1 pseudogene is annotated in these 559 nt (G+C 54.6%); it reads left to right on the top strand.

The annotated features are described in order from the left end of the window. A pseudogene (locus HV796_RS43930) lies at positions 1-225 on the top strand (IS4 family transposase); the annotation flags it as partial. Positions 226-559: the final 334 nt, after the last annotated feature.

Genomic DNA, 559 nt, shown 5'->3' with positions numbered 1-559 from the left:
TTCACGCAGACTGAAATCGAATTGCTTGAGCGCGTCGTCAACGATACGCCCCGCAACGCACAGGCACCGCCGCTCTTGCGCAACGTTATCAGGCTCGCGCAGCTCGGGGGCTACCTTGCGCGTGCCAATGATCGTCCGCCAGGGAATACCGTCATGTGGCGCGAAATGCGACGTTTAACCGACATCCGGTTTGGCTATGAACTCGCGCTAAAAAGAAGTGGGTAATTGCAAGTTGGGCGTCACGCTTACCGCACCTGCTGCGCCTGAAAGCAGCCAACCGTCCAGAATCCATTGGCCGCTATTCAATTCGCAGAATTCCTCGCGCGAACCGGTGACGCGAGTGATACGGTCCAGACCGGATTCCTAGTATTGGTATCGAAGCATAAGCGCGCAACGACGACTGCGAAAGCGAAAGCGCCTGCGAGGTATCCAACTGTCCGAGTTGACATTATTATTGAGTTTCCCATAAAACATGACAACCGATTCGATGCTGGCGCGTTATATCTCTAACGGATTGAATGGAGATACGCGCCATGGCAAAGAAGCCGTTGGACGAGGC

Origin of the sequence: Paraburkholderia humisilvae, assembly GCF_902859855.1 — a bacterium.
GTDB lineage: Bacteria > Pseudomonadota > Gammaproteobacteria > Burkholderiales > Burkholderiaceae > Paraburkholderia > Paraburkholderia humisilvae.
This window is presented reverse-complemented; position numbering and strand designations above follow the sequence as displayed.